The sequence below is a fragment of the Pseudorhodobacter sp. MZDSW-24AT genome (assembly GCF_002794355.1).
In the GTDB taxonomy this organism is placed as follows: Bacteria; Pseudomonadota; Alphaproteobacteria; order Rhodobacterales; family Rhodobacteraceae; genus Pseudotabrizicola.
Genome location: NZ_PGOI01000007.1, coordinates 611,501 through 630,921 on the forward strand (window position 1 = coordinate 611,501; position 19,421 = coordinate 630,921).

The following is a 19,421-nucleotide window of genomic DNA, read 5'->3' on the forward strand; positions in this document are numbered from 1 at the left end:
TATGGCCCATGTCCTCGAAGAACCGTGTGACCCCCGAAGAAGCGCTTGCCTATCACCTCGAACCGCGCCCCGGCAAATACGATGTGGTCGCCTCAACACCGATGGCCACCCAGCGCGATCTCAGCCTCGCCTACAGCCCCGGGGTCGCCGTTCCGGTTCAGGCCATCGCCGACAATCCGGCCTTGGCCTATGATTACACCGTCAAGGGCAACATGGTGGCGGTCATCTCCAACGGCACCGCCATTCTGGGCATGGGCAATCTGGGCGCGCTGGCCTCGAAACCGGTGATGGAAGGCAAGGCCGTGCTCTTCAAGCGCTTCGCCGATGTGAACGCCATCGACATCGAACTCGATACCGAAGACCCGGACGAGATCATCAAGGCCGTCAGCCTGATGGGGCCAACCTTTGGCGGGATCAACCTTGAAGACATCAAGGCCCCGGAATGCTTCATCATCGAACAGCGCCTGAAAGAGATCATGGACATTCCGGTGTTCCACGATGACCAGCACGGCACAGCGGTGATCTGCGCGGCGGGCCTGATCAACGCGCTGGAACTGTCGGGCAAAAAGATCGAAGACTGTCGGATCGTCCTGAACGGGGCAGGGGCCGCCGGGATCGCCTGCCTTGAACTGCTCAAATCCATGGGCGCCAAGCATGACAATTGCATCATGTGCGACACCAAGGGCGTCATCTATCAAGGCCGCAGCGAAGGCATGAACCAGTGGAAATCGGCGCATGCCGCCAACACCCCGCTGCGCACGCTGGAAGAGGCGATGATCGGCGCCGATGTGTTTCTCGGCGTCTCGGCCAAAGGGGCCGTCACTCCGGAAATGGTCTCGAATATGGCGGAAAACCCCGTCATCTTCGCAATGGCCAACCCCGACCCCGAGATCACGCCGGAAGAAGCCCATGCGGTGCGCCCCGATGCGATCGTGGCCACCGGGCGGTCGGATTATCCCAATCAGGTGAACAACGTCCTAGGCTTCCCCTATCTGTTCCGTGGCGCGCTCGACATTCACGCCCGCGCCATCAATGACGAGATGAAAATCGCCTGCGCCCGCGCACTCGCTGCCCTCGCCCGCGAAGATGTCCCGGACGAGGTGGCCATGGCCTATGGCCGCAAGCTGTCCTTTGGCCGCGATTACATCATTCCCACGCCCTTCGACCCGCGCCTGATCTACGTGATCCCGCCTGCGGTGGCCAAGGCGGGGATGGACACCGGCGTGGCCCGGCGCCCCATCACCGACCTCAAGGCCTATGAACAAAGCCTGAAATCCCGCATGGACCCGACCGCCAGCATCCTCCAAGGCATTCATGCCCGCGCCAAACAGGCACAGGCCCGGATGATCTTTGCCGAAGGCGACGATCCCCGTGTTCTGCGTGCCGCCGTGGCCTATCAGCGCGCGGGGCTTGGCAAGGCAATCGTGGTGGGGCGAGAGCCGGATGTGCGCGAAAAGCTGGAAGCCGCAGGTCTGGCCGATGCCGTGCGCGAGCTCGAGGTCGTCAATGCCGCCAACACCCGCCACCTCGAGACCTATAAAGACTTCCTCTACAAACGCCTCCAGCGCAGCGGTCATGACGGGGAAGACATTCACCGCCTTGCCGCCCGTGACAGGCATGTGTTTTCGGCTCTGATGTTGCAGCACGGGCATGGTGACGGGCTGGTTACGGGCGTCACCCGCAAATCGGCGCATATCCTGTCGCTGATCAACCATGTCTTCGACGCCACGGCCGCCGATGGCGCGGTCGGCGTCACGGCCTTGCTGCACAAGGGCCGGATCGTTCTTGTGGCCGATACGCTGGTGCAGGAATGGCCGGAGCCGGAAGATCTTGCCACCATCGCCATCCGCTCGGCGGGTGTGGCACGCTCTCTGGGGCTCGAACCTCGGGTGGCCTTCGTCTCCTTCTCGACCTTCGGCTATCCGGTGTCAGAGCGGGCCACCAAGATGCACGCCGCACCGCGCCTGCTCGACAAGATGGGGGTTGATTTCGAATACGAAGGCGAAATGACCGTCGATGTGGCCCTGAACATGGACCAGATGAAGCATTACCCCTTCTGCCGCCTGACGGGGCCTGCCAATATTCTGGTGGTCCCTGCGCGCCACTCTGCCAGCATCTCGGTGAAACTGATGCAGGAAATGGCCGGCGCCACCGTGATCGGTCCCATCCTCACCGGCGTGAAAAAGCCGATTCAGATCTGTTCCACCAATTCCACCGTGAACGATATCCTGAACATGGCCGTGATGACCGCCTGCAAGATCGGGCAATAAAACGCACAGGGCCCGCCGGTCAGGCGGGCCCTATCCTTATGCGCAGTCCGGCGGTGTCACTTGGCAAAGACGGCCTGATTGCCCCAAAGCTGCTTCACGCGGGCATCCCGCCCACAGGCTTGCCGATAGAAACTATAGGCATTCTTCTTCTGCTTCGGCCCGGCGCGGGTCAGCACGATGTCCGAGCTTTTGTAGTAATCCTGATGATAGGCTTCGGCCTTCCAGAAGGTGCTGGCCGCAAGCACGGGGGTCACAACCTTGGTGCCCAAGCTGCGGCTGGCTTCGGCCACCGCCGCCTCGGCTGCTGCCTTTTGTGCGGCATCAGAGACGAAAATCGCTGTCCGGTAAGACGCGCCCCGGTCACAGAACTGCCCGCCATTGTCGGTCACATCCACCGATCTCAGGAACATCCCGATCAACTGCTCATAAGAAATCTGGCTGTTGTCGAAGATGATCTCGACCGCCTCATAATGCCCCTCATGGTTCTGATAGGTCGGATTCTGCGACGTGCCGCCCGTGTAACCCGAAACAACCGAGCGGACGCCCCGCACCTTTTCAAAATCCGCTTCCACACACCAGAAGCATCCGCCTGCCACGATGGCGCGTTCTGTCGCCGCATGCGCTCCACCACTCATTGCCAGCATCCCCAGCAGGGCGATGGCCATCACCATTGACACAATCCGTTGCATCTTGCGCTCCTCGTTTCCAACCGCAAAGGTTTACCCATCATGGCCCGGCGTCCACTCACCCTGCCGTGATGTCACGCAGTGGTGATCCTTGCTCTTTCCCTTGCGCGAAACAGGGCTTAGCCTGCCGGAAAATCCGGAGATCCCCATGACAGACAATGTGTCCACCCATCAGGCCGAAGACGATGCCCGCAATGAATCGATCCTGATCTGGGTGAACGGCGTGCTGAAGCCAAAGGCCGAGGCGCTGGTGTCGGTCTATGATTCCGGCTTCATGCTGGGGGATGGGGTCTGGGAAGGCATACGGCTCTACAACGGCCGCTGGACCTTTCTGGATGAACATATGGATCGCCTGTTCGAAGCGGCCAAGGCGATTGATCTTGAAATCGGGATGACCGCCGAACAGCTCATCGCGGCCGTGCATGAAACGCAGGCCGCCAATCAGATGACAACCGATGCCCATGCGCGGCTGATGGTGACCCGCGGGGTCAAGACCCGCCCGTTCCAGCATCCAAAGCTGTCACAGCGCGGCCCGACGGTTGTGATCATCATGGAACATTCGCGCCAGAAACTGCCGCGTCCGATCCGGCTGGCCACGGTGCCGCATCTGCGCGGTCTGCCGATGACGCAAGACCCAAAGCTGAACTCGCATTCCAAGCTGAACTGCATCCTCGCCTGTATCGCCGCAGAAAAGGCGGGCGCGGATGAGGCGCTGATGCTTGATGTGCATGGCTTCGTGAACACCACCAACGCCTGCAACTTCTTTATCGTGAAGAAGGGGCAGGTTTGGACCAGCACGGGCGATTACTGCATGAACGGAATCACGCGAGCCAAGGTGATCGACCTGTGCCGCGCCAATGTTATTCCGGTCTTTGAACGCAACTTCAGTCTGGTCGATACCTACAGCGCGGATGAGGCCTTTCTCACCGGCACCTTTGGCGCGCAAACGCCGGTCGGCATGATTGATGGCCGCGTGATCGGGACAGGCCAGATGGGGCCGATGACAGAGCGGATTCGCGGGCTTTATAAGGCGCTTGTCGGCGGGTGAACCGCTGCCGCCCACGTCATGACGTAAACCATACCTTTTCCCTACCTTGAACATACGGAAAACAGCCATGAAAATCGCGATGTGGTCCGGGCCGCGCAACCTCTCGACCGCGATGATGTATGCCTTTGCGGCGCGGGGCGATTGCGCGGTCTGGGATGAACCTTTCTATGCGGCCTATCTCCGCCAAACCGGCATCGACCACCCGATGCGCGACCAGATCATCGCCGCGCATGAAGATGATCCTGCCAAGGTCGCCGCGGCCTGTATCTCAGAGATCCCGCAGGGAAAAACGCTGTTTTATCAAAAGCATATGACCCTGCACATGATCCCGGAGTTTGACCGCCAGTTCATGCGCAGCCTGAAAAATGTCTTTTTGATCCGCCACCCGGCGCGGGTCGTCGCGTCCTATGCCAAAAAGCGCGAGGGCCCAACCCTTGCCGACATCGGCTTTGTTCAGCAGGCGGACCTGTTCGATCAGGTCGCCGGATGGACGGGAAAGCCACCTCTGGTGATCGACAGCGCCGACATCCGCGCCAACCCCAAAGGCGCGCTGCAACGCCTTTGCGCAGCGCTCACAATTCCGTTTAAAGACAGTATGTTACACTGGCCCGCCGGGCCAAAGCCCTATGATGGAATCTGGGCCGAACACTGGTATGGCGCGGTGCACCGCTCCACCGGTTTTGAAGATCCCGAAGGCCCGCTGCCCGACCTGCCCCCCGCCTATCAGGCGCTCGTCGATGAGGCGCTGCCGTTTTACGAAAAACTAACCGCTTACAAGCTATGAAAAAGGGCCGGAGACCCGGCCCTTTCGCAAAACGCTGGAATGGGTCTCAGCCCTTGGCCACCCGCGCATTGCGGTTGGCAATCAGCTTCAGGCGCAGCGCGTTCAGGCGGATAAAACCTGCCGCGTCTTTCTGGTCATAGGCGCCTGCGTCATCTTCAAAGGTCACATGTGCTTCGGAATACAGCGAATGCTCCGACCACCGGCCCACACAGGTGGCCGAACCTTTGTAAAGCTTCAGCCGCACGGTGCCCGACACATGTTCTTGTGATTTGTCGATCAGCGCCTGCAACATCTCGCGTTCCGGGCTGAACCAGAAGCCGTTGTAGATCAGTTCCGCATAGCGCGGCATGATGCTGTCTTTCAGGTGGCCCGCACCGGCATCCAGCGTGATCTGCTCAATCCCGCGATGCGCCTCCAGCAAGACGGTGCCGCCGGGGGTTTCGTAGATGCCGCGCGACTTCATGCCGACGAAACGGTTCTCGACAAAATCCAGCCGCCCAATCCCATGCGCCCCGCCCAACTCGTTCAGCCGGGTCAGGATCGAGGCGGGCGACATGGCTTCGCCGTTGATGGCGACAGCATCGCCACGCTCGAAAGAAACTTCAATGTATTCAGGGGTATCCGGGGCTTCTTCCGGCGAAACCGTGCGCTGATACACATAATCCGGTGCCTGTTCCGCCGGGTTCTCCAGCGCCTTGCCCTCGGAGGAGGTGTGCAGCAGGTTGGCGTCGACCGAGAAGGGCGCCTCGCCGCGCTTGTCCTTGGCAATCGGAATCTGATTGGCCTCGGCAAATTCGATCAGCTTGGTGCGGCTGGTCAGATCCCATTCGCGCCATGGGGCAATCACACGGATTGACGGGTCAAGCGCATAGGCCGAGAGTTCGAACCGCACCTGATCATTGCCTTTGCCGGTAGCACCATGCGCCACCGCATCCGCGCCATGGGCTTGCGCAATATCGACCAGATGCTTGGAAATCAGCGGGCGCGCAATCGAGGTGCCCAACAGATACAGCCCCTCATACAGCGCGTTGGCACGGAACATCGGGAAGACGTAGTCGCGCACAAATTCCTCGCGCACGTCCACGATATGGATATTCTCGGGCTTGATCCCCAGCATGATCGCCTTCTGGCGCGCAGGTTCAAGCTCTTCACCTTGGCCAAGATCGGCCGTGAAGGTGATGACTTCGCAGCCATATTCGGTCTGCAGCCATTTCAGGATGATGGATGTGTCCAGACCACCGGAATAGGCAAGGACAACTTTCTTCGGGTTCGATAGCGACTTGGATTTGGACATGACCACGCTCCCTTGGGGATTTTCGCGGGTCTAAGGCGAAACGCGGCAAAGGGCAAGAAACATGACGTATCCTTGCGACTAACCGTTCATCATCCATGCGAAGAAAAGCGCGGCCGACAGCGCAAAAAGGATCAGCGCAAGGGCGAACAGTCGGGCATAGGTTTCTCTCATCCGCTACACCATATCAAAAACTTCAGAGGTCACCTGATGGGCAGGTGTGCCCATCGAGATCAGTGCCTTTGTGGCGGCCGTAATCAGCGGCGCCGGGCCACACAGCATGTGCGGCCACGCCCGCGTGACATCTGGCAGGTGACGGGCGAGCAGGGCCTTATCGATCCGTCCGGTTTCACCCTGCCAATCTGCAGGCGCCTCTTCCGGAACATGCACGATGGTCAGGGGAATATCCTTGGCAATCTCCTCCAGCTCTTCCCGAAAAGATGCTTCTTCCAATGTGCTGTTGGCATAAATCAGGATGACCGGGCGCGGATCGTTCCGGGAATGCAGCGCGTGCAGATTTGCAAGGATGGGTGTGATCCCCACGCCGCCTGCGATCATGACAAAGCCTTCAGCCTTGGCTTCGCGGTCGATCGAAAAGGTTCCATAAGGGCCTTCCACATAAGCAACGGTGCCGGGGGCGGCCTTGGCCATCTGTTCGCTGTCATCCCCCAGTGGCTTAATCGAAAAGGAAATCTCAGGGCCACGATCTGGCGCGGTTGAAATCGTGAACGGATGGTCTCGCAATTTCCAAGGGGCGTGTCCCAAGGAAAGCCATGCGAATTGCCCCGGCTTCCATCCGCGCAACGGCGCGCCTTCGGGCCGCAAGGTCAAGGTATGAACCCCTCCGCGCTCCATCTCGTTAGAGATCACGCGCCATGGGTGACGTGCCAAAAGGAACGGCCGCACCATCCGTGACCAAAGCATGAACACGATCCAACCGGCGAATAACCCAAGCCACAGGGCCCTGGACCCCGCCATTTCCGTGTAATTTCCAACCCCGAGCACGTGAAGCAAAGCCGCTGCCGTGCCGACTGTGCCAATTGCGATGTGGATCAGCCGCCACGCCCGATAGGGAAGGTTCAAACGCTTGCGCAGTTCCGACGTCAGGATCAGCAAGCCAAAGCAGACCAAGGCCAGCCGTGCGATGGTCAGTTCCCAAGGTGCCTTCAACGGGTTCAGTGCGCCCAAGGCCGGCTCGTACCAAATGTAGAGCACACCAAAATGCAGCAGCGCGAGCGCGAGCACACCCCAACTGGCGATCCGATGCACGACGTACAGAATATCCGCGCCAAAAGGCGCGGTGATCCAGCGGATACGGCTGGTCATCGCAAACTGAAGAAGGACCATCGCCAAAGCGGCAAAGCCGCAGCCCATGGAAAATTCCCACAAAACGGCGCCGGCCTCTGGCCGATCTTCGCCCAAAAGGATGACAACAAATGGAAGCGCAATGACAGCAAACGCCATCGCCACCCAAAAGACGGTCCACGCCGCCACGCGAGACGGCTTATCATCAACGCGGATGAAAGCCTTTGGCGGAAGGGGACGGTCTGATGGGTTCATCCTGCTTGAACGGATTATCTCCCGCTTCGTTCCCTTGACGGGCGGCGAACCGAGAAAATTCTCAAACACAGTGCAAAGAGAGAAAAGCGAGGGAACGAAAACAGCTCCGCGTGATTTATCTTAAAACAACTTTGCCTGTGACCGCGCGGCCATGGTCGTGAGCGGCCGAAAGGGTAAGAAAAGACAGGTGTGGACAGTGACCAACGGCTTTGAGTCAACGCCCTATTGCGGCCCCTTCACCACGGCTGAGGCATTGCTTTCCACTTGGAATCTCGATCCGTGGCTCATCGCCATGATTACCCTGTCTTTTGGCGCCCTTCTTTTGCATCGGTCCAAGGTGGGCTTTTCCTCCGGGAAAGATAGCGCTTTGGCGATTGCTTTCGTCGGTGTCATTGTCGCGTTTGTTTCGCCCCTTTGCGCCGCCACCGTTGCCCTGTTCTCTGCGCGCGCAGTGCATCATCTGGTGCTGGTGTCGGTCGTGGCCCCAGCGCTTGCAGTCGCCTTGCCTTGGCGTGCCCTGTCGGCGCCTTTGGCGTTGGCCGCCACGACGGCAGCGTTGGTCTTGTGGCACGTTCCCGCAGTTTATGATGCCGCTTGGTCTTCTGTCGGCATCTATTGGGGGATGCAGGTCGTGACCTTGCTGCCAGCTTGGCTGTTCTGGTCTTCCATTCTTCACCCTCGGCAAAGCGGAGAAGATCTGTTGGCGCATGCGCTGGGCGTCGGAGGTTTGGCGGCGTCGATGGGGTTCATTGGCGCCGTTCTGACCTTTGCTCCCACCGGACTGTATCCCCAGCACCTGATCGGGAGCGAGGCTTTTGGCCTGACCCTTCTTGCCGATCAGCAGTTGGCTGGCCTTATCATGTGGGTTCCGGGCTTTCTTCCCTTGGCGGGGCTTGCCCTGTGGATGGTGCGACGCGGCTGGAAACAAGGGTTTGCAGCGTGATTGCGGCGCTCAAGTTCCTGCACATCGCGGCACTGCTGTGCTGGTGCGCAGCACTGATCGCGCTGCCCATTCTTTTGCACCATTACAGGGGGGCGAAGGCGCAATCGCGCTTTACCGAATTCCGTTTGGTCACGCATACAGGTTACACAGTCTTTGCAACACCTGCCGCCGTGGCCGCCATAGCCGCCGGAACGGCCTTGATCTTTGCGGCGGATGTTCGGGCTGAATGGCTTTGGGTAAAGCTGACCTTTGTCTGCGGCATGTCATTGGTTCATGCCTGGATCGGTCATCTGGTCCTGCGTTCGGGCGAGAGCGGCGGCACCTTTCGCATGCCACCGCCCCTCATCGCCATCCTCTTGGTGGTGCCGCAAATCGCGGTGGTCCTTTGGCTTGTCCTCGCAAAACCCGATGTGGCTTGGATCGGTGATCTGTTGCCTGTCGTTCTCTTGGAACCTCAGGGAGGGTCTCTGTGACTGGGTTGTGTTCCGATCTGGTAGTCAAACACCAGCTTGCCGCCGTGCCAGCCGGTGATGGCTGTCATCCCGGCGGTCACCATCGAAAGCAACGCGCCCCAAGGCAGCACAGCGGCCACGGCATCGTCCAGCCGAATGATCCAGTTGGCCCCCAGCATCGACAAAAGCATGACGGCAAGGACGAAATGCGTCCAGCTGGCCGAGCGGACGCGGATGCCTGCAACCGCCAACAGCTCCATTGTGCCGACAATGCCTGCCAGCACGCCGACACAGAACCCCACCCCGGCCGACCACAGACCAACACGGGGCCAGAATGTGTCACCCGTCCACCAGTAAAGGCCGTCCGCGGCAAAGGTACAGAAGGCAAGCGTGATGGGGAAGGCGACCATCATCGCATGCAACGGATGTCCGGCAATCGCGATCTTGGACTCTGTGACGTTGAAAGACTCGCGCTGCTGAATCGGGTCCGTCAGGCGGCGTCTGCGCGATTTCCGTGGTCTGTCTGTCATACGGCGGGGCCTCATGTTGGGAAAAACGCTCTGTACGGATACAAGACCGCGCTGGTAGGTTTGGTTCCTGTATTGGCCGGATGTCAGGGCTCGCTGTCAACGCTTGATCCAGCCGGGTCATCGGCTGACCTCATCGCAGGCCTCTGGTGGGTCATGCTGATAGGTTCTGCAGCCATAATCGCATTTGTGCTGATCCTGCTTGCTTGGGCTTGGCGCAGGCCTGAAGGCAAAGGCGCAGACGAACGCGTCTGGACGCTGGGTTTGGGCGTGGGCTTTGTGATGGCAGTGCTGGTGGCGCTGGTTGGCTACGGATTTTGGGTTGGAGAACGTATCCTGCCACGCAGCGACGGCGCCGTGCGGGTCGCGGCAGAGGCCCGGCAATGGGGCTGGGCTTTCCGTCAGCCCGGACCCGACGGCCAGCCTCTGGAAACCCAAGAGGTGCTGTATGTCCCAGCCGGTGTTCCCATCGACATCGAAATCACGTCCACCGATGTGATCCATAGTTTCTGGGTGCCACGTCTGGGCGGCAAAATGGATGCGGTGCCGGGTCGGGTGAATGTGGCCCGCCTGATGGCGCACACACCGGGCGAATACGAAGGGCTTTGTGCCGAATTCTGCGGTTTGGGCCACAGCTTCATGCGGTTCAGCGTGATCGTTTATGAACCGGGGGCGTTTCCCGACCTTTCCAACCGTCAGACCGGGGGCGCAGATGAATGACCAAACCCAATCGGTGAACCCACCGCAGCGTGCACTTACTCTGCATCGGGAGTTGACCGCCGTGTGGAGCGATCTGCCCGGTTGGCGTGGTGTGCTGGCGTCCGTCAACCATGGCACCATTGGCCTGCGCTTTATGGCCACCGCCTGCGTCTTCTTTGCCATCGGCGGGGTTTTGTCGATGTTGATCCGCGCGCAACTGGCGACCCCGCGCGGGGCTTTTCTCGACACCGCTGTGTATAACCAGATCTTCACGATGCACGGCAGCATCATGATGTTCCTTTTTGCCATCCCTATGCTCGAGGGTCTGGCACTGTGGCTCTTGCCCAAGATTCTGGGTGCGCGGGATATGGCATTCCCGCGTCTCTCGGCGCTGGGCTACTGGTGCTATCTGTTCGGGGGCACGATCATTCTCTTGTCGCTTCTGGGGGGGGTGGCGCCCGATGGCGGCTGGTTCATGTATACACCCCTGTCAGACAAAACTCATACTCCAGGCATCAACGCCGATGTCTGGCTGCTTGGGATCACTTTTGTAGAGATTTCGGCTGTGGCCGCCGCGGTGGAGATCACAGTCACCATTTTGCGCTGTCGGTCTGCTGACATGCCGTTAACCCGCATGCCGCTGATGGGGTGGTATATGCTTGGCACCAGCGTCATGATGCTGGTGGGCTTCCCTCCACTGATCCTCGGCTCCATCCTGCTGGAACTGGAGCGGGCATTCGACTGGCCTTTTTTTGACGTGACGCGGGGCGGTGATCCGCTCTTGTGGCAGCACCTGTTCTGGCTTTTTGGTCACCCAGAGGTCTACATCATCTTCCTGCCCGCCGCCGGGGCGCTGTCGACCATCATCCCCGTGCTCAGCCGCACCACGATTCTGGGATATGGCACGATTGTCGCGGCTGTGCTGGGGCTGGTGTTTTTGTCCTTTGGGCTTTGGGTGCACCACATGTTTACCGTGGGGATCCCCCATATGGCCTTGGCGTTTTTTTCTGCCGCCTCCGCGCTGGTGGCCGTGCCGACTGCGGTGCAGGTTTTTGCTTGGATTGGCACCATCTGGAAGGGCCGGCCAGAGCTGAAACTGCCGATGCTTTATGTGCTGGGCTTCTTTCTTACCTTCGTCATGGGTGGCTTGACCGGAGTGATGCTTGCCATCGTTCCCTTTAACTGGCAGGCCCATGACACAGCCTTCGTCACGGCGCATTTGCATTATGTGCTGATCGGCGGGTTTGTGTTCCCGATGCTGGCCGCTCTGACCTACTGGATGCCACTGATTTGCGGGCGGGCGCGGGTGCCCCGGGTTGGAGAGGCAGCATTCTGGCTGATCCTGATCGGGTTCCACGGCACATTCTTCATCATGCACCTGACAGGTTTGCTGGGTATGCCACGAAGGATCGATGTCTATCCTGATAATCCGGAATGGATTATCCCAAACTTGGTATCTTCGATCTTCAGCATGGTGATGGCGATGGGCTTTGCCTTGTTCGCCTTTGACATTGTGATGCAGGTGATTTTTGGCGCGCACAGCCGGCGCAATCCGTGGCGCGCGCCCACGCTGGATTGGGCGATGTCCTTGCCGGCGCCGGCCTATAACTTCGCCTCGCTGCCCGGGCCCGGTCTGGACCATGCAGATGCCGCCGTCGCCCTTGCGCGCGGCACGGGTTGGCTGCCAGGGGCTCCGCGCGGATGGCGCGAAACCTTGGTGGTGAACGCAGGCAGCGGGCGGCCCGAGCATGTTGCGGTGTTGCCCGACAACACCATGCTCCCCATTGCGACCGCCGCCGTGATTGGCAGCTTCTTCATGTTGATGCTCGCGGGCCTCTACTGGCTTACGCCCTTGGCGCTTGTCGCCATCGTGCTCACTCTGTGGCGCTGGGGCGCGGTGATGGGGGCCGACACTGATCATGCCCCAATCCTTGTTGCCAAGGGTCAAAGCTTGCCAGTTCACTGGCAGGTTCGCGGGACCTTGGCCTATGGTGGCGCAGTGGCGACCTTGGTGGCCGACAGTTCGCTTTACGCATGCCTTTTGTTCGGTGTGGGCTTCTTGTCGGTGGTTGCGCCTGCATGGCCCGCGCCGGAGTCGGGGCTGTCCGGCCTTTGGTCGGCGATGTTGATCGGCGTGGCTTTGGTGGCCCTCACGCTCGGGGCGCTGTTTGCCCGTCGTGCCGAAGCCCGGCGCGGCAGCGCGATTGCCCAGACACAGACCCGGCTTGGCGTTGTCTCGGGTGTCATCGCCCTCGTGGCTTTGGTCAGCATTGCCCTACTGCTGGATGATCCGACGCGTCACGCCCGTGATGCCTTGCGAGGCGTTCTGCTGGGTTTTGCCGTGGTTCATATGGGGATTGCCACGCTTCTCGCGGCGCGCAGTCATGCAGATGCGCGCGACGGGCGTATCAGTGCGCAAAGACGTGGCGCTGTCCCGGTCTGGCGGTTGTGGCAAGACTTTGCCTTGGCCACGACAGCCATCTCGGGGCTCCTTGTCGCCGCGCAAGAGGTGCTCTGATGCGCTGGGCGATGGGGATGTTGGCGGGACCCACCCTTTGGGCCGTGCTTTTTGTGGTGGTTTATGCCTTGCATGGCATCGGTTGTGCATGGGGCTGGCCCTCTGTGTCTTTCGGCCCCACAAGCCTGCACATCGCGGCGATGATGGGGGCATGGGTGGCAGGTCTTGTCCTGCATCTTGTCCTGTTGTGGCAGATGCCAAAGGGGCATGATCGCGAAGGCCGGTTGCAACGCGCTGGCGCATGGATTGGACTGGTTGCCAGCGGTGTCACGCTCTTGCCGATCGTGGTCACCTCTTCCTGTGGCTGAAGGCACGGCGAATGCCTTGCGCGTCCACCGCTCTTGCCAAAGCCAAGCGGCTGCGGCATCCAAGGGCATGAGAGATTTTGCAGAACAAGCCCGCCTTGCAACCGATGCCCTGCGCGATCTGTTTGATCCGACGCCGTTGCAACGCAATGACCATTTGTCGCAACGGTTTGGTGCGGACATCTGGCTAAAGCGCGAAGATCTTTCCCCGGTCCGTTCATACAAGCTGCGCGGAGCCTTTACTGCTATGCGCAAGGCGCGCGAAGCACAGCCAAGTTTGCAGCATTTCGTCTGCGCCAGTGCCGGAAATCATGCGCAGGGTGTAGCCTATGCGTGCCGTCATTTTGGCGTTCAGGGCACCATCTTTATGCCGGTCACGACGCCGCAACAAAAGATCGATAAAACCCGGATCTTCGGTGAAGGGCAGGTTCAGATTGTTTTGACGGGGGATTACTTCGATCAAACCCTCGCAGCGGCAAAATCATTCTGTGAAGAGAAGGCGGCCTATTTCCTTTCCCCCTTCGATGACGACGACGTCATTCTCGGCCAAGCCTCGGTGGGGGTTGAGATCCTGGATCAGTTGGGCGGTGACCCCGATCTGGTCATTTTGCCGGTGGGAGGCGGGGGCCTTTCGTCAGGTGTCACGCGCTATCTGCGCAGTGCAGCTCCCGATGTGGATTTTCGCTTTGTTGAGCCATTGGGGGGCGCATCGCTGACTGCTGCCTTACGCGCGGGCAACCCCGAGACGTTGACCGAAGTGAACAGCTTTGTTGATGGCGCTGCGGTGGCCCGCTTGGGGGACAAGACATTCGCGCTGCTTGATTGGGTTGACCCCGGTCAGGTGGTTCTTGCGCCAGAGGATCGGATTTGCATCACGATGCTCGACATGCTGAATGTGGAAGGCATCGTTCTAGAGCCTGCGGGGGCGCTTTCCGTTGATGTTTTGCCAGAGCTGGCGCCTTTGATTCAGGGCAAGACGGTGGTTTGCGTTACATCGGGCGGTAATTTTGATTTTGAACGACTGCCAGAGGTGAAAGAGCGCGCGCAACGCTTCGCGGGGCTCAAGAAATACTTCATTCTGCGCATGCCACAGCGCCCAGGCGCCTTGCGTGATTTTCTGGAAATGCTCGGCCCCGAGGATGACATCGCACGATTTGAATATCTCAAAAAGTCGGCCCGGAACTTCGGTTCGGTGCTGATCGGCATTGAGACCAAAGCGCCCGAAAACTTCACCCGGCTGTTCGCACGGCTGGACCACGCAGCGTTTCCCTATCGGGACATCACAAATGATGGTATCCTGTCTGAATTCCTGATCTAGGCGGCCAAGATGCCGATTCCGCCCAAAAAGGCCCGGCGGGACCGTGCGTAAACGTCAAGGATCGCCTGCGCGGACATTTCCTCAACGCCTGAAGCCATCAGCTTTTCGCCGTCTTGGCAGATTTCAGCAAGTTCCGCAAAGCCAAGATTCAAGGCGCTGCCCTTTAAGAAATGCAGGTCATTTGCCAAGGATTGTGGATCTGACAGGTTTGGCAGACGCGCGACAACTGCGTCTGTCTCTTGCAGAAAAACATCGATGACATCGAAAAAATCATCGGCTCCGATTTCAGTTTTCAGTTCCTGAACGCGGCTCCAGTCTATCATTTTTCCGCCCTCCATCCGCCTGCGCCGAACCCAGGTTTTGCAGACTGAGTGTCCGTGAGCCACGTTAATTCAAGACTATCTGCACAAGGTAGCCCAAGCCAAATCAGCAAAAACTTTAAGCTTCATCGCCAGTTAAACCGCTTCTGCGTTCATCTGAAGCGCGTGAAGGGATTTTGTGTTTATGAAGCTTATCGAGTCTGTCTCCTCCAGCACCGCGGGCCCACCGCCGCTGATGCAGCATCGCCTGCGGGTTCTGGTCGTTGACGATAGCAAGGCTCAGCGCATGATGCTGGGTATGTCTTTGTCGCGCTGGGGCTATGAGGTGACAGAGGTTGCTTCGGGCGAAGAGGCGCTGGCCGCCTGCGCGACGGTCAGCTTTGATATCATTCTGTCGGACTGGATGATGGATGGCATGTCGGGCCTTGAGCTTTGCGCCGCCTTTCGCGGCCTGGAGGGCGAGGGATATGCCTATTTCATCTTGTTGACGTCAAAATCCGAAAAAGCGGAAATTGCCCTCGGGCTTGAGGCTGGCGCCGACGATTTTCTGACTAAACCTGTGTCTCTGGACGAATTGCGCGCTCGCTTGCGGGCGGGGGAACGCATCGTCGGGATGCACAAAGAACTCACGCAGAAAAACCAATTGCTGGCCACAACCTTGGCGGAGCTCCAGCGCACGCACAGTATGGTGGACCGCGACCTGATTGAGGCGCGAAAGCTGCAGCAAACTTTGGTGCGTGACCGTTTCCGCGATTGGGGCCGTGGGGCGGCCACGCTTTTTCTGCGCACCTCGGGCCATGTCGGCGGCGATCTTGCCGGCTTTTTCGAATTGAACACAACCCATGTCGCGCTTTATTCGGTGGATGTCTCGGGGCATGGCGTTGCCTCGGCCATGATGACGGCAAGGCTGGCGGGGTATCTATCCGCCGCTGCCCCAGATCAGAACATTGCCTTTCAGCGTCGGGAAGACGGCTCCTTCAAAGCGCTACCACCGGAAGAGGTTGCAGCCCGCTTTAACCGGACCATGCTCGAAGACCTACAGGTCGATCAATATTTTACCATGGCTTATGCGCAAGTTGACCTAAGCAGTGGTGCCATCGCTTTGGTGCAGGCGGGCCATCCTTACCCTATGATCCTGCGCAAAAATGGCAGGATTGATCGTTTGGGGGCAGGTGGCTTGCCGATTGGTCTGCTGGCTGACGCCGTGCATGAGCGCATCACGGCGCGGCTGAATCCGGGGGATCGGCTGTTTCTGTTGTCGGATGGGCTGACCGAATGTCCGTCACGCACGGGGCAAGAACTGGGGGAAGCAGGGCTTGAAGCCATGATCCGAAAAAATCGCGGAATGGAGTCTTCACAGCTTTTCGATGCACTGATCTGGGATCTGGCGGCGCATATGGGTTCGGAAGAGTTTCCTGACGATGTGTCAGGTCTGCTATTTGATTACCGTGGATAAACGCTCAACGCCTGCGCAAGAAATGCACGATCGCCAATATTGGTGATCTGCTCCAGCGCTTGCTGTGCGGGCAACCATAGCGCTGTGTGTCCGGGCTCTGAGGGTGGCCCAAGCCGACGGATCGGTTTTGCCAGATAGATCGTACAGATCTTTTCCGCCCACTTGTCATAGTCCGGCATATAGGTGAACCGGCGATAGGCGCCCAGCCGATGGCTTATGGCGATTTTCCAGCCAGTCTCTTCTTGCACCTCCCGGTGCAATGCGGGGATGGGGTGCTCTCCCGGATCAATGCCGCCACCGGGCAGTTGATATTCCGGAATTGGCTCGGCCTGATGTGTGGTCAGCACATAGCCTGCATCCAGCAGAACCGCATAAACCCCAGGTCGGGGGCGGTATTTCTGGCCGGATTTCACGGCCTCACCATAGCGTCGCATCTGATTGCCCCTTGGTAGTGCGGTTGCCCTGCCTATATAGGCGCGGTATGCCAAGATTGGCTCGCTAAGGAAACCCCATGACCATTGGTTCGCAGATCGCTTGGGACGATACCGTCCTGCCCTTTCAACTCGACCAGTCCGACATCCGCGGCCGTGTGGTGCGGCTGGACGGTGTGCTTGAGCAGGTGCTATCGCAACACAGCTATCCGCCCCTGATTGAGGCATTGGTGGCTGAGGCCGCTTTGCTGACTGCGCTGATCGGGCAGTCCGTGAAGTTGCGTTGGAAGTTGAGCCTTCAAATCCGTGGCAATGGCCCGGCGCGTCTGATTGCCACCGACTATTACGGACCCAGCGAAGACGGCGAGCCTGCGCGCATTCGTGCCTATGCAAGCTATGATGCCGATCGCCTTGACCCGAACGCCGATCCGTTCAGCCAGATCGGCACCGGCTATTTTGCCGTCATGCTGGATCAAGGTGAAGGGATGGTGCCTTATCAGGGGTTCACACCGATTGCCGGAGGCTCTTTGTCGTCCTGTGCAGAGACCTATTTTGCCCAATCAGAGCAATTGCCCACCCGGTTTTCGTTGACGTTCGGCCAAAGCGCCGAGCCGGGGCGCGCAACCCATTGGCGTGGCGGCGGCGTAATGTTGCAGCATATGCCAAAAGCCGGCATGAGCGTTGCGGCCGATCAAGGCTCGGGCGAAGGCGGCCTGTTGCAGCACAGTGATATTCTTGGTGGCGAAGAAGGTGAAAGCTGGACCCGCGTCAATATTCTTCTGGATACAGTCGAAGACATTGAATTGATCGGGCCGCATGTGACGCCTTCGGAACTTCTGGTCCGGTTGTTCCATGAAGAAGGTCCGCGCGTGTTCGATGCCCAGCCTGTGCGGTTTGGTTGCTCCTGCTCGGAAGAAAAGGTGCGCAACACGATGTCGATTTACTCGCAAAGAGACATCGAGAAAATGACCACGCTGGAAGGGATTGTCACCGCGGATTGCCAGTTTTGCGGGGCACATTACGAAATGGACCCGACCACACTGGGTTTCGAGGGCAAGAATGGATGAGATCAGCCGCCTGTTGCGTGCCCTGAAGCGCCCAGCAGGAGAATCGTCTGATTTTGATCTGAACCCCAGCATACATCCCCCCGCCGGTCGGAGCCTGCGTCCGGCGGCTGTTCTTGTGCCAATCTGGCTGAGGCCGACCGGCGCGCGGGCGATCTTAACCAAACGCGCGTCGCATCTGAAACATCATCCGGGGCAAATTTCCTTTCCGGGCGGCAAGGTCGAACCCGAAGACGCCTCGGTTGAAGCCGCCGCCTTGCGTGAAGCTCATGAGGAAATTTCTCTGCCTCCCGCGTGCGTGGAGGTGATCGGGCATTTGCCGCCGCATGAAACCGTGACGGGTTTCATGGTGACGCCTGTATTGGGAGTGATCCGTCAAGACTTTACACCGATTCCAGAGGCTGGGGAGGTGGAAGAAGCTTTCTCGGTGCCGCTGTCCCATCTGCTAGACCCTTCGCACTATGCCATAGAGCGGCGGCTTTGGATGGGCCAGTGGCGCCGCTACTATACGGTGCCTTACGGCCCTTACTATATTTGGGGTGCGACCGCGCGCATTCTGCGGGGTTTGGCAGAGCGTGCCTCAACGTGAAAGTCAGCGGACCTTGGTTGGACCATCCCGAAACGCAGGCGCTGTGCCTGTCTTTGGAGCGGGGCGGCTATCGTGCTTTTTTCGTCGGGGGGTGTGTCCGCAATGCGCTGATGGGGCTTCCCGTCGGCGACATCGACATTGCCACAGACGCGCATCCTGAAACTGTGTCTCGCATTGCTGAAAGCTGTGGTTTCCGTGTTGTTCCCACGGGCATCGACCATGGCACTGTCACGGTGATTGCGGGCGGTCTCGCGCATGAAGTGACCACCTTCCGACGGGATGTAAAAACCGACGGACGCCACGCAACTGTGGCCTTCTCCCACCATGTGGAAGAAGATGCGGGGCGGCGTGATTTCACCATGAACGCCCTATACGCGGATCGCACCGGCACGGTAATCGACCCTTTAGGTGGCTTGCCCGATCTTGTGGCGCGCAAGGTGCGCTTTGTGGGTGATGCAAATGCGCGGATCGTTGAAGACTTTCTCCGCATTCTGCGTTTTTTCCGGTTCTATGCGCATTATGGGGACCCAAACACAGGGATGGACGCAGAAGGTCTGGCGGCCTGTGCTGAAAACTCTGCAGGATTAGACAAGTTGTCACGCGAAAGAATCGGGGCCGAGATGCGCAAATTGTTTGCCGCGCCAGACCCCGCGCCCGCTGTGGCCTCTATGAATAGCGCGGGGGTTTTGCCGCAGATCCTTCCGGGCGCCGATCCGCGTGGCCTTGCGCCCTTGGTGCATCTCGAATCCGACCTGCCTCCGCGATGGTTGCGGCGTTTGGCGGTCTTGGGGGGGGACGATGCCGCTGCAAGGCTCCGGCTTTCCCGACAAGAGGCAAGTGATCTGCGTGCGCTGCAAGGCCAGATCGGCGGCCTCCTCAGTCCGGCAGCGCTTGGTTTTACCTTGGGTGAGGCGCTTGGAACGGACGCCGTCCTTGCACGTGCCGCCGTTATGGAGTCTCCCTTGCCGGCCGATTGGGCACGAGACGTGGCGCGAGGGGCAGCCGCGATCTTCCCAATCCGTGCGAGCGATTTGATGGATCGCTTTCAAGGCCCGGCACTGGGTGCAGCGCTCAAGGCAGCGCAACAGCGCTGGCTGGCAAGCAACCTCACGCTGACCCGAGACCAGCTTTTGGCTTAAACGGTTTTACTCGGGCTTTAT

The 19,421-nt window shown here is 59.5% G+C and carries 19 protein-coding genes; 13 read left to right on the forward strand and 6 right to left on the reverse strand.

Features of this window, described 5'->3' with window-relative positions; translation table 11 throughout:
* Positions 1–8 precede the first annotated feature (8 nt).
* A complete protein-coding gene (locus CUR21_RS09005) occupies positions 9–2,270 on the forward strand; it encodes an NADP-dependent malic enzyme (RefSeq protein WP_100196649.1) in 2,262 nt (753 codons plus the stop codon).
* A 56-nt stretch (positions 2,271–2,326) separates the two neighbouring features.
* On the opposite strand, the gene msrA is transcribed toward CUR21_RS09005, so the two are convergent.
* A complete protein-coding gene (gene msrA, locus CUR21_RS09010) occupies positions 2,327–2,959 on the reverse strand; it encodes a peptide-methionine (S)-S-oxide reductase MsrA (protein ID WP_100196650.1) in 633 nt (210 codons plus the stop codon).
* A 145-nt stretch (positions 2,960–3,104) separates the two neighbouring features.
* On the opposite strand from msrA, the gene CUR21_RS09015 reads away from it, so the two are divergent.
* Positions 3,105–4,004: a D-amino acid aminotransferase gene (locus CUR21_RS09015; RefSeq protein WP_100196651.1), complete on the forward strand. Its 900-nt coding sequence runs from the start codon at positions 3,105–3,107 to the stop codon at positions 4,002–4,004.
* A gap of 67 nt (positions 4,005–4,071) precedes the next feature.
* Complete coding sequence (locus CUR21_RS09020; RefSeq protein WP_100196652.1) at positions 4,072–4,788, forward strand: sulfotransferase family protein; 717 nt, start codon at positions 4,072–4,074, stop codon at positions 4,786–4,788.
* A 46-nt stretch (positions 4,789–4,834) separates the two neighbouring features.
* Here CUR21_RS09020 and CUR21_RS09025 read toward each other — a convergent pair whose 3' ends face one another.
* Both CUR21_RS09025 and CUR21_RS09030 read right to left on the reverse strand, forming a co-directional pair.
* Positions 4,835–6,082: an argininosuccinate synthase gene (locus tag CUR21_RS09025; protein WP_100196653.1), complete on the reverse strand. Its 1,248-nt coding sequence runs from the start codon at positions 6,080–6,082 to the stop codon at positions 4,835–4,837.
* A 174-nt stretch (positions 6,083–6,256) separates the two neighbouring features.
* On the reverse strand, positions 6,257–7,573 hold the full coding sequence (locus CUR21_RS09030) for a ferric reductase-like transmembrane domain-containing protein (protein WP_198431649.1): 1,317 nt from the start codon (positions 7,571–7,573) through the stop codon (positions 6,257–6,259).
* Positions 7,574–7,835: 262 nt separating this feature from the next.
* Here CUR21_RS09030 and CUR21_RS09035 point away from each other — a divergent pair, with 262 nt between their 5' ends.
* A complete protein-coding gene (locus tag CUR21_RS09035; RefSeq protein WP_232622734.1) occupies positions 7,836–8,582 on the forward strand; it encodes a cytochrome c oxidase assembly protein in 747 nt (248 codons plus the stop codon).
* Positions 8,579–9,055: a CopD family protein gene (locus CUR21_RS09040; protein ID WP_100196656.1), complete on the forward strand. Its 477-nt coding sequence runs from the start codon at positions 8,579–8,581 to the stop codon at positions 9,053–9,055. The genes CUR21_RS09035 and CUR21_RS09040 overlap by 4 nt, the downstream gene beginning before the upstream one ends.
* On the opposite strand, the gene CUR21_RS09045 is transcribed toward CUR21_RS09040, so the two are convergent.
* Positions 9,037–9,564, reverse strand: a complete 528-nt coding sequence (locus CUR21_RS09045) for a DUF2231 domain-containing protein (RefSeq protein WP_100196657.1) — start codon at positions 9,562–9,564, stop codon at positions 9,037–9,039. The two genes, CUR21_RS09040 and CUR21_RS09045, sit on opposite strands and share 19 nt — an antisense overlap.
* Before the next feature lie 153 nt (positions 9,565–9,717).
* Here CUR21_RS09045 and CUR21_RS09050 point away from each other — a divergent pair, with 153 nt between their 5' ends.
* From CUR21_RS09050 to ilvA, 4 genes are all read left to right on the forward strand, one after another.
* Positions 9,718–10,281: a cytochrome c oxidase subunit II gene (locus tag CUR21_RS09050; RefSeq protein ID WP_198431650.1), complete on the forward strand. Its 564-nt coding sequence runs from the start codon at positions 9,718–9,720 to the stop codon at positions 10,279–10,281.
* Positions 10,274–12,778 (forward strand): cytochrome c oxidase subunit I, encoded by a 2,505-nt coding sequence (gene ctaD / locus CUR21_RS09055; protein WP_100196658.1) that lies wholly within the window; start codon positions 10,274–10,276, stop codon positions 12,776–12,778. The genes CUR21_RS09050 and ctaD overlap by 8 nt, the downstream gene beginning before the upstream one ends.
* Positions 12,778–13,086 (forward strand): hypothetical protein, encoded by a 309-nt coding sequence (locus CUR21_RS09060; protein ID WP_100196659.1) that lies wholly within the window; start codon positions 12,778–12,780, stop codon positions 13,084–13,086. The genes ctaD and CUR21_RS09060 overlap by 1 nt, the downstream gene beginning before the upstream one ends.
* A gap of 67 nt (positions 13,087–13,153) precedes the next feature.
* Positions 13,154–14,401: a threonine ammonia-lyase IlvA gene (ilvA, locus tag CUR21_RS09065; RefSeq protein WP_100196660.1), complete on the forward strand. Its 1,248-nt coding sequence runs from the start codon at positions 13,154–13,156 to the stop codon at positions 14,399–14,401.
* On the opposite strand, the gene CUR21_RS09070 is transcribed toward ilvA, so the two are convergent.
* Positions 14,398–14,739 (reverse strand): Hpt domain-containing protein, encoded by a 342-nt coding sequence (locus tag CUR21_RS09070; protein ID WP_232622735.1) that lies wholly within the window; start codon positions 14,737–14,739, stop codon positions 14,398–14,400. The genes ilvA and CUR21_RS09070 overlap by 4 nt on opposite strands.
* A 217-nt stretch (positions 14,740–14,956) precedes the next feature.
* On the opposite strand from CUR21_RS09070, the gene CUR21_RS09075 reads away from it, so the two are divergent.
* On the forward strand, positions 14,957–16,177 hold the full coding sequence (locus tag CUR21_RS09075; protein ID WP_232622743.1) for a PP2C family protein-serine/threonine phosphatase: 1,221 nt from the start codon (positions 14,957–14,959) through the stop codon (positions 16,175–16,177).
* Here CUR21_RS09075 and CUR21_RS09080 read toward each other — a convergent pair.
* Positions 16,165–16,611 carry an NUDIX hydrolase gene (locus CUR21_RS09080; RefSeq protein ID WP_100196662.1) on the reverse strand — a complete coding sequence of 149 codons (447 nt, stop codon included), beginning with the start codon at positions 16,609–16,611 and terminating at the stop codon, positions 16,165–16,167. The genes CUR21_RS09075 and CUR21_RS09080 overlap by 13 nt on opposite strands.
* A gap of 77 nt (positions 16,612–16,688) precedes the next feature.
* Between CUR21_RS09080 and CUR21_RS09085 the strand changes: the two genes are divergently transcribed.
* The 3 genes from CUR21_RS09085 to CUR21_RS09095 are packed head-to-tail and all read left to right on the forward strand — an operon-like array spanning position 16,689 to position 19,400.
* Positions 16,689–17,675, forward strand: coding sequence for an Hsp33 family molecular chaperone HslO (locus CUR21_RS09085; protein ID WP_100196663.1), 987 nt, complete (start codon positions 16,689–16,691; stop codon positions 17,673–17,675).
* Positions 17,668–18,261, forward strand: coding sequence for a CoA pyrophosphatase (locus CUR21_RS09090; protein WP_100196664.1), 594 nt, complete (start codon positions 17,668–17,670; stop codon positions 18,259–18,261). Before CUR21_RS09085 ends, CUR21_RS09090 begins: the two co-directional genes overlap by 8 nt.
* A complete protein-coding gene (locus CUR21_RS09095) occupies positions 18,258–19,400 on the forward strand; it encodes a CCA tRNA nucleotidyltransferase (RefSeq protein WP_100196665.1) in 1,143 nt (380 codons plus the stop codon). Before CUR21_RS09090 ends, CUR21_RS09095 begins: the two co-directional genes overlap by 4 nt.
* Positions 19,401–19,421: the final 21 nt, after the last annotated feature.

Coding starts and splice junctions, on each gene's coding strand:
- CUR21_RS09005 (WP_100196649.1), top strand. CDS start 9: ATGTCCTCGAAGAACCGTGTGACCCCCGAAGAAGCGCTTGCCTATCAC.
- msrA (WP_100196650.1), bottom strand. CDS start 2,959: ATGCAACGGATTGTGTCAATGGTGATGGCCATCGCCCTGCTGGGGATG.
- CUR21_RS09015 (WP_100196651.1), top strand. CDS start 3,105: ATGACAGACAATGTGTCCACCCATCAGGCCGAAGACGATGCCCGCAAT.
- CUR21_RS09020 (WP_100196652.1), top strand. CDS start 4,072: ATGAAAATCGCGATGTGGTCCGGGCCGCGCAACCTCTCGACCGCGATG.
- CUR21_RS09025 (WP_100196653.1), bottom strand. CDS start 6,082: ATGTCCAAATCCAAGTCGCTATCGAACCCGAAGAAAGTTGTCCTTGCC.
- CUR21_RS09045 (WP_100196657.1), bottom strand. CDS start 9,564: ATGACAGACAGACCACGGAAATCGCGCAGACGCCGCCTGACGGACCCG.
- CUR21_RS09050 (WP_198431650.1), top strand. CDS start 9,718: ATGCTGATAGGTTCTGCAGCCATAATCGCATTTGTGCTGATCCTGCTT.
- ctaD (WP_100196658.1), top strand. CDS start 10,274: ATGAATGACCAAACCCAATCGGTGAACCCACCGCAGCGTGCACTTACT.
- CUR21_RS09060 (WP_100196659.1), top strand. CDS start 12,778: ATGCGCTGGGCGATGGGGATGTTGGCGGGACCCACCCTTTGGGCCGTG.
- ilvA (WP_100196660.1), top strand. CDS start 13,154: ATGAGAGATTTTGCAGAACAAGCCCGCCTTGCAACCGATGCCCTGCGC.
- CUR21_RS09070 (WP_232622735.1), bottom strand. CDS start 14,739: ATGGAGGGCGGAAAAATGATAGACTGGAGCCGCGTTCAGGAACTGAAA.
- CUR21_RS09075 (WP_232622743.1), top strand. CDS start 14,957: ATGCAGCATCGCCTGCGGGTTCTGGTCGTTGACGATAGCAAGGCTCAG.
- CUR21_RS09080 (WP_100196662.1), bottom strand. CDS start 16,611: ATGCGACGCTATGGTGAGGCCGTGAAATCCGGCCAGAAATACCGCCCC.
- CUR21_RS09085 (WP_100196663.1), top strand. CDS start 16,689: ATGACCATTGGTTCGCAGATCGCTTGGGACGATACCGTCCTGCCCTTT.
- CUR21_RS09090 (WP_100196664.1), top strand. CDS start 17,668: ATGGATGAGATCAGCCGCCTGTTGCGTGCCCTGAAGCGCCCAGCAGGA.